We start from the raw sequence: 7,993 nt of genomic DNA, 5'->3' as shown, positions 1-7,993 counted from the left end.
GGTCGAGTGCAGCACATCGATCGCCTGCTTCCAGTCCTGGCGGTAAACCAGATCGTTGAAGTAGGGACTGATGTTGTTGACCGGGCAGCCGTTGTTGCAGAACGGAATGCCGCAGTCCATGCAGCGCGCACCCTGCACCTTGGCTTCTTCGTCGCTCAGGTGCAGCACGAATTCGCGGTAGTTGTGGACGCGCTCGGCGACTGGCAGCGACGCCTCGGACAGGCGCTGGAATTCAAGAAAACCGGTGGACTTTCCCATGACTCGTGTTCCTGTTACTTGGCCAGGGCTGCGCTGGGCGCTTCCGCCTTTGCAGCCATTTCGCGCAGCGCGCGACGGTATTCGATCGGCATCACCTTGACGAACTTCGAGCGCCACTGCGCCCAGTTGTCGAGCACGTCGCGCGCGCGCGCCGAGCCGGTGAAGTGCAGGTGACGGGTGACCAGGCGACGGATGATTTCTTCGTCGCACATGTCGACATGGTTCACCAACGCGCGACCGATCACATCAACGTCGGCGTCGTCTGCAAGATCACCGCTCAGTGCGTCGATTTCGACCATGGACATGTTGCAGCGTTTGCCGAAGCTGCCGTCTTCGTCGAGCACGTAGGCGACGCCGCCCGACATGCCGGCGGCGAAGTTGCGGCCGGTCTGGCCGAGCACGACCACGGTGCCGCCGGTCATGTATTCACAGCCGTGGTCACCGGTGCCTTCGACCACCGCGATGGCGCCCGAATTGCGCACCGCGAAACGTTCGCCCGCCACGCCGCGGAAGTAGCACTCGCCTTCGATCGCGCCGTACAGCACGGTGTTGCCGACGATGATGTTCTGTTCGGCCTTGCCGCGGAACGCGTCGCTCGGCTTGATGATGATGCGGCCGCCCGACAGGCCCTTGGCGACATAGTCGTTGCCCTGGCCGGTCAGCTCAAGCGTGATGCCGCGTGCGATGAAGGCACCGAAGCTCTGGCCGGCGGTACCGGACAGTTTCACCGTGATGGTGCCGTCAGGCAGGCCGGCGTGACCGTACTTGCTGGCCACTGCGTGCGACAGCATGGTGCCGGCGGTGCGGTTCACATTGGTGATCGGCGATTCGATCACCACCGGCTTGCCGCTCTCGATGGCGTCTTTCGCCTTGGCGAGCAACACATGGTCGAGCGCGCGGTCGATGCCGTGGTCCTGCGTTTCCGAATGGCAGCGCGACACTTCGGCCGGTACCGGCGGCATGAAAAAGATGCGCGAAAAGTCGAGCCCGCGCGCCTTCCAGTGTTCGATGCCGGCACGCGTGTCGAGCAGGTCGGCGCGACCGATCAGGTCTTCGAACTTGCGGATGCCCATCGACGCCATCAATTCGCGCACCTCTTCGGCGACGAAGAAGAAGAAATTGACGACGTGTTCCGGCTGACCGGTGAATTTCTTGCGCAGCACCGGATCCTGGGTCGCGACGCCGACCGGGCAGGTGTTCAGGTGGCACTTGCGCATCATGATGCAGCCTTCGACCACCAGCGGCGCGGTGGCGAAGCCGAACTCATCGGCGCCGAGCAGCGCACCGATCAGCACATCGCGACCGGTCTTCATCTGGCCGTCGGCCTGCACGCGGATGCGGCCGCGCAGGCGGTTCAGCACCAGCGTCTGCTGGGTTTCGGCCAGGCCGAGTTCCCATGGCGTACCGCAGTGCTTGATCGACGAAATCGGGCTGGCACCGGTGCCGCCGTCGTGACCGGCGATCACGACGTGGTCGGCCTTGGCCTTGGACACGCCGGCCGCCACGGTACCGACACCGATTTCGGACACCAGCTTGACCGACACCGAGGCCTGCGGATTCGAGTTCTTCAGGTCGTGGATCAGCTGCGCCAGATCCTCGATCGAGTAGATGTCATGGTGCGGCGGCGGGGAAATAAGGCCGACACCAGGCACCGAGTGACGCAGGAAACCGATGTATTCCGACACCTTGTGGCCGGGCAGCTGACCACCCTCGCCCGGCTTGGCGCCTTGTGCCATCTTGATCTGCAGCTGGTCGGCACTGGCCAGGTACTCGGCGGTGACGCCGAAACGGCCGGAGGCGACCTGCTTGATCTTCGAACGCAGCGAATCACCCTTTTTCAGCGGCAACGCGACTTCGACGCGCGACGAACCGATCAGCTTGTCGAGCGTGGTGTCTTCGGTCACCGGCTTGAAGCGGATCGGATCTTCGCCGCCCTCGCCGGTATTCGACTTGCCGCCGATGCGGTTCATCGCGATGGCCAGCGTGGTGTGCGCTTCGGTCGAGATCGAACCGAGCGACATGGCGCCGGTGGCGAAGCGGCGCACGATTTCGGCCGCCGATTCGACTTCGGACAGCGGCACCGGCGGGCCGGCCGGCTTGATGTCGAACAGACCGCGCAGCGTCATGTGACGCTTCGTCTGGTCGTTGATGATCTTCGCGTATTCCTTGTACGTGTCGTACTTGTTGGCACGCGTCGAGTGCTGCAGCTTGGCGATCGCGTCCGGCGTCCACATGTGTTCTTCGCCGCGGACGCGGAAGGCGTACTCGCCGCCGGCATCCAGCGCATTGGCCAGCACCGGGTCGTTGCCGAAGGCCTGGGTGTGCGTGCGCAGCGCCTCTTCGGCGACTTCCGTCAGGCCGATGCCTTCGACCTGGGTGGCCGTGCCCGTGAAGTAGCGCTTCACGAAGGCCGAGTTAAGGCCGATGGCTTCGAATATCTGCGCGCCGCTGTAGGACTGATAGGTCGAAATGCCCATCTTGGACATGACCTTGTTCAGGCCCTTGCCGACCGCCTTGATGAAGCGCTTGGACGCGTCCTTGGTCGACAGCCCGGACGGCAGCTCGTCGGAAATTTCGGCGATGGTGTCGAAGGCCAGCCACGGACAGATCGCCTCGGCGCCATAACCGGCGAGCAGAGCGAAATGATGGGTTTCGCGTGCCGAACCGGTGTCGATGACCAGACCGGTCAGCGTGCGCAGGCCCTTGCGCACCAGATGGTGATGCACGGCAGACGTGGCGAGCAGCGCGGGGACCGCGACGCGCTCGCGCGACACCGCGCGGTCGGACAGCAGCACGATGTTGAAGCCGTCGGCCACCGACTTCTCGGCTGCATTCTGCAGGCGCTGGAGGGTGGCTTCGCAACCGGTGACGCCGTCGGCGGCCGGATAGGTCATGTCGAGCACCAGCGAGCGGTATTTGCCGCCGGTCAGGCGCTCGATGTCGCGCAAGCGCATGAGGTCCTGGTTGGTCAGCACCGGCTGGGTCAGTTCGAGCCGCGGTGTCAGGCCGTCTTCGTTGTCGGCCACACCCATCAGGTTCGGACGCGGGCCGATGAAGGACGCGAGCGACATGACGATCTCTTCGCGGATCGGGTCGATCGGCGGATTCGTCACCTGCGCGAACAGCTGCTTGAAGTAGCTGTACAGCGGCTTGTTGCGGTCGGACAGCACCGGCAGCGTCGAGTCGTTACCCATCGAGCCGATGGCTTCTTCGCCGGCCGAGGCCATCGGCGCGAGGATGAACTTGATGTCTTCCTGCGTGTAGCCGAAAGCCTGCTGCGTGTCGAGCAGGGTTTCGGTGCGCGGATTGGTGTACTCGACTTCTTCCAGTTCGGTCAGGAAGAAGCGCGAATCGGTGATCCACTTGTCGTACGGATATTCGGTCGACAGCTCGTGCTTGAGCGCACCGTCTTCGATGATCGCGCCCTTTTCGAGGTCGATCATGAACATCTTGCCCGGCTGCAGGCGCCATTTCTGGATGATGCGTTCGTCCGGAATCGGCAGCACGCCCATTTCGGATGCCATGACGACCATGTCGTCGTCGGTCACCAGGAAGCGTGCCGGGCGCAGGCCGTTGCGGTCGAGCGTGGCACCGATCTGGCGGCCGTCGGTGAAGGCGACGGCCGCCGGGCCGTCCCACGGTTCCATGATCGCGGCGTGGAATTCGTAGAACGCGCGGCGCTCTTCGTCCATCAGCGGATTGCCGGCCCAGGCTTCCGGGATCAGCATCATCATGGCGTGCGCCAGCGAGTAGCCGCCCATGACCAGCAGTTCGAGCGCGTTGTCGAACGACGCCGAATCGGAGCCGCCTTCGACGATCAGCGGCCACAGCTTGTCGAGATCCTGCCCCAGCGCAGCCGACTTCATCGACTTCTGGCGCGCCTTCATCCAGTTGATGTTGCCGCGCACGGTGTTGATTTCACCGTTGTGGGCAATCATGCGGAAGGGGTGGGCCAGATCCCAGGTCGGGAAGGTATTGGTCGAAAAGCGCTGGTGCACGAGGGCAAGCGCCGACATCGCACGGCTGTCCTGCAGGTCGAGGAAGTACTCGCCCACCTGGTTGGCCAGCAGCATGCCCTTGTAGACAAGGGTGCGCGACGACAGCGACGGGATATAGAACTGACCGACGTCGGACAGCTTGAGCGCGCGCACCGCATGTTCGACGCGCTTGCGCACGACGAACAGCTTGCGCTCGAAGGCGGTCTGGTCGGCCACGGTGTCCGGGCGTGCGATCAGCACCTGGCGCATCTGCGGCTCCATGGCGCGGGCGGCTTCGGCCAGCACGCTGCTGTCGCGCGGCAGGTCGCGCCAGCCGAGGAAGGTCAGGCCTTCTTCATGGATGATGCGCGCGACGACCGATTCACAGGCGGCGGCGCCATTGGCGGATTGCGGCAGGAAGACGGTCCCGCAGGCGTAATCGCCAGCGGCGGGCAGCGTGATGCCGAGTTTGCCCGCCTCGTCGCGCAGCAGCGCGTCGGGCATCTGGATCAGGATACCGGCACCGTCGCCGAGCATCGGGTCGTAACCGGTGGCACCCCGATGATCGAGATTCTTCAGGATCAGCAGACCCTTTTCAATGATGTCGTGCGACGTGCGATTCTTGATGTTCGCAACGAAACCCACACCACATGCATCGTGCTCGTTTTCGGGGTCGTACAGACCTTGAGTATGGGGAAGACCCATTGCATTCGTCCTCGGAACTCGTTTGCCAACCGCGCACGGAACCGGCCCTGCGGCCTGTCGCACTGCGGGAATTCGCACCTCCAAGCCCGTGAAAAAGCCGGCTTCCACGATCATCGCCTGACGGCGGGACGATGTGGGCACCGGCTCGGGTGGCCTGGCCGCTTCAACGCTGAAGCCGCTCCGGGCACTTTTGGGGTGGACGATGGAGTATACGGACATGCACGGCCGCAGACAATACTCGTTCCGCGGTGCATCAAAACGTGACGGAATCCGGCGTGCGGCGGTCGCTTCAGATGTCGCCCACAGCGAACAGGCGGCGGTGTTCGCGCATGGCGTAACGGTCGGTCATGCCGGCGATGTAGTCGGCGATGGCGCGTGCGCGGTCGTCCTTCGCCATGGTCTGGTACTGCGGCGGCAGCAACTTCGGGTCACCGTAGAAGGCACCGAACAGCTCGCCCACGATGCGCCGCGCCTTGGCCGTCATGCGCAGCACCTGGTAATGGCGGTACAGCTCGTCGCGCAGGAAGTTCTTCAGGGCGCGCTGCTCCCCCCGCATGGCCTCACTGTAGGCGACGAGCACCGGCCCGCCGCGCACGTCTTCGATCGATTCCGGCGCCTCCGCGGAAATGCGCGCCCGGGTTTCCTCTACCAGGTCAACAACTTGTGCGTTGATCATGCGGCGAATCGTTTCATGGATCAGCCGTCGGCCGGCAATCTGCGGGTACAGCGCGAGCACTTCGCGCCGGTAGCGCGCGAACACCGGTACCTCTTCCAGTTGTTCGAGCGTGATCAGGCCGGAGCGCAGACCGTCGTCGACGTCGTGGTTGTTGTAGGCGATTTCATCGGCCAGATTGCAGATCTGCGCCTCGATGGTCGGCTGGGTGCGTTCGATGAAGCGCCGACCCAGGTCGCCGAGGTCCTTCGCGCGGGCTGGCGAACAGTGTTTCAGAATGCCTTCGCGCGTTTCGAACGTGAGGTTCAGCCCGTCGAAGGCGCCATAGCGCTCTTCCAGCAGATCGACCGTGCGCAGGCTCTGCAGGTTGTGTTCGAACCCGCCGTGTTCGCGCATGCACTCGTTCAGCGCATCCTGGCCGGCATGCCCGAACGGCGTATGACCGAGGTCATGCGAAAGCGAAATCGCCTCGACCAGATCCTCATTCACCCGCAATGCGCGCGCGATCGAGCGAGCGATCTGCGCCACTTCGATGCTGTGGGTCAGCCGCGTGCGGAAGAGGTCACCCTCGTGATTGACGAACACCTGCGTCTTGTACTCGAGGCGGCGAAACGCGGTGCTGTGGATGATGCGGTCGCGGTCGCGCTGGAACTGGCTGCGTCCGGACAGCGCGTCTTCGGCGTGCACACGGCCCAGCGAGTTGCCTTCGCATGCGGCGTACGGGGCCAGTTCAGTCATCGGAGCAGCACTGGTCGATCGCCGATGCGACATCCGTCTGCGTCGCCTCGCCCCACACCACGGCATCGCCGATGGCGCGCAGCAGCACCAGCCGCAACTTGCCGGCTTCGACCTTTTTGTCGTGCGACATCAGCTCCAGGTAACGGTCGACGCCCAGACGCGGGCCGCGAAGCGCCAGGCCGGCCGCTTCGTGGATGCCGCGGATGCGCGCGATATCGGCGTCACCCAGCCAGCCCAGCCGGCGCGACAGTTCCGCCGCCATCAGCGTGCCGGCGGCGACGGCTTCGCCGTGCAGCCATTCGCCGTAACCCAGACCGGTTTCGATCGCGTGGCCGAAGGTGTGTCCGAGATTGAGCAGTGCCCGCACGCCGGTTTCCGTTTCGTCCTCGATCACCACCTCGGCCTTGTTGCGGCAGGAGCGTTCGATGGCAAATGCCAGTGCGTCGGCGTCGCGTGCGAGCAGGCGTGGCATGTTGATTTCGAGCCAGTCGAAGAATTCCCCGTCGCGGATCAGGCCGTACTTGATCACTTCGGCCAGCCCGGCCTTCAGTTCCCGCTCCGGCAGCGTATCGAGCGTGTCGATGTCGGCCAGCACCAGCCTGGGCTGATGGAAGGCGCCGATCATGTTCTTGCCCAGCGGATGATTGATGGCGGTCTTGCCGCCGACGCTTGAATCGACCTGCGACAGCAGCGTGGTCGGGACCTGTATGAAGGGAACGCCGCGCTGGTAGGTCGCCGCGGCGAAGCCGACCATGTCGCCGATGACGCCACCGCCCAGTGCGATCAGCGTGGTCGAACGTTCGACACGGGCGCCGAGCAACGCGTCAAAGATGAGGTTCAGCGTCGGCCAGTCCTTGTGCGCCTCGCCGTCGGGCAGCACGACCAGCTGATGGGCGACATCGACCGAATCAAGTGCGGCGAGCACGCGTGCGGCGTACAGCGGTGCAACCACCTCGTTGCTGATGACGACCGCGCGCTTGCGTTTGAGCACCGACGCGAACAATTCGCCACGATCGATCAGGCCGCGACCGATGTGGATGTCGTAGGCACGCTCATCGAGGGCGACATTCAGGCTGCGCATCGGCTCAGGTATTCCCGTTCAAGTTGACGAACGATGGTCAGCGGACTGCCATGTCCGCTTTCGGCGACGAAATCGGCTACTTCACGGTACAGCGGATCGCGAATGCCGTGCAGTTCGCGCACCCGCGCACGCGGGTCCTCGACCTGGAGCAAGGGACGGTTGCGGTCACCCCGCGTGCGGTGCCACAGCACGTCGGGCGGCACATCGAGATAGACGACCCAGCCACCCGCTTTCAGGTGCTTCCGGTTCATCGGGTCGAGCACGGCGCCGCCGCCGGTTGCCAGTACGAGGCCCGCTTCCTGGGCCAGCGCCTCGATCACCGCGCTTTCGCGCCGGCGGAAACCTGCCTCGCCCTCGATTTCGAATATGGTCGGAATGCTGACGCCAGTGCGCGCTTCGATTTCGTGATCGCAGTCGACGAAGCGCTTGCGCAGGCGTCGCGCAAGTTGCCGACCGACCGTGGTTTTGCCGGCGCCCATCAGGCCGACGAGAATGATGTTGTCGCTGTGTTCCACGGGCCGGATTCTAGCAGTGCCCGCCCGCCCCGCCCCGGCTGACGGC

Annotated in this window: 4 protein-coding genes and 1 pseudogene; all 5 read right to left on the bottom strand. The window is 64.5% G+C overall.

Going from position 1 to position 7,993, the window contains the following annotated elements:
• Positions 1-258, bottom strand: a pseudogene (gltD, locus tag Q8R75_RS11370) (glutamate synthase); the annotation flags it as partial.
• Positions 259-272: 14 nt separating this feature from the next.
• Positions 273-4,940: a glutamate synthase-related protein gene (locus Q8R75_RS11365; protein WP_305627295.1), complete on the bottom strand. Its 4,668-nt coding sequence runs from the start codon at positions 4,938-4,940 to the stop codon at positions 273-275.
• Positions 4,941-5,229: 289 nt separating this feature from the next.
• Positions 5,230-6,351, bottom strand: coding sequence for a deoxyguanosinetriphosphate triphosphohydrolase (locus Q8R75_RS11360; protein ID WP_305614637.1), 1,122 nt, complete (start codon positions 6,349-6,351; stop codon positions 5,230-5,232).
• Positions 6,344-7,432, bottom strand: a complete 1,089-nt coding sequence (gene aroB, locus Q8R75_RS11355) for a 3-dehydroquinate synthase (RefSeq protein WP_305614638.1) — start codon at positions 7,430-7,432, stop codon at positions 6,344-6,346. The genes Q8R75_RS11360 and aroB overlap by 8 nt, the downstream gene beginning before the upstream one ends.
• A complete protein-coding gene (locus tag Q8R75_RS11350) occupies positions 7,420-7,947 on the bottom strand; it encodes a shikimate kinase (protein ID WP_305614639.1) in 528 nt (175 codons plus the stop codon). Before Q8R75_RS11350 ends, aroB begins: the two co-directional genes overlap by 13 nt.
• Positions 7,948-7,993 lie beyond the last annotated feature (46 nt).

It is taken from the genome of Methyloversatilis sp., assembly GCF_030696805.1.
Taxonomy (GTDB): Bacteria; Pseudomonadota; Gammaproteobacteria; order Burkholderiales; family Rhodocyclaceae; genus Methyloversatilis.
The sequence above is the reverse complement of the archived record's forward strand: the minus strand, read 5'-3'. Positions and strand labels throughout refer to the sequence as shown.